Raw genomic sequence first — 581 nt, 5'->3', positions numbered from 1 at the left:
TTAGAACTATATTACTAATATATTACTAACCTAAATATATTAGTAATGGTAATATATTTTATTGTAAATACAAATAGAGCCCATTGTAAATACATTTAATTGAGTAATATAAATTATGTTGGATATTTTGAATTGATTGTACTCGAAATTTGTGGTAATCTAATGACGATAGTTGTTGTTGTTTCTAACAACAAAAGGAGGAAGGGTATGGAGGAAGGTAGCAAACAATACAGAAATGAATATGATCGTTTCGTTCTTAAATTTTTAGTTAAAAATTATTATATAAGCAGAGTTGAACTTTCAAAAGCAATAGGTCTATCTCCTAGTTACGTAAGGGAATTTGATAATGGAACTAGAAGTTTTGGAAATGAAGCACTAGATCGTTTAGAGGAAATGATTTACGCAAAATATGACCCCATTTTATCTAAACACAGCTATGCCTTAGAGCAAGCTAGAATTGCTATTCTAAAGGTAAAAAGTGAAGAGGAATTACAAAATTTTCGAAACAGAATTGACGATATGTTGGAATTGTAAGATAAAAAAATAGTTTACAAAATTTTATAAGTAGGTTAATCTAACTT

At 27.7% G+C, this 581-nt stretch carries 1 protein-coding gene; it reads left to right on the top strand.

The window, feature by feature from the left end; all coding sequences use genetic code 11:
• The first annotated feature begins 207 nt into the window (after nucleotides 1–207).
• Nucleotides 208–534 (top strand): winged helix-turn-helix domain-containing protein, encoded by a 327-nt coding sequence (locus A5819_RS18275; RefSeq protein ID WP_086353097.1) that lies wholly within the window; start codon nucleotides 208–210, stop codon nucleotides 532–534.
• The last annotated feature ends 47 nt before the right edge of the window (nucleotides 535–581 follow it).

The sequence above is a fragment of the Enterococcus sp. 7E2_DIV0204 genome (assembly GCF_002140855.1).
Classification (GTDB): Bacteria; Bacillota; Bacilli; order Lactobacillales; family Enterococcaceae; genus Enterococcus_L; species Enterococcus_L lemimoniae.
The sequence above is the reverse complement of the archived record's forward strand: the minus strand, read 5'-3'. Positions and strand labels throughout refer to the sequence as shown.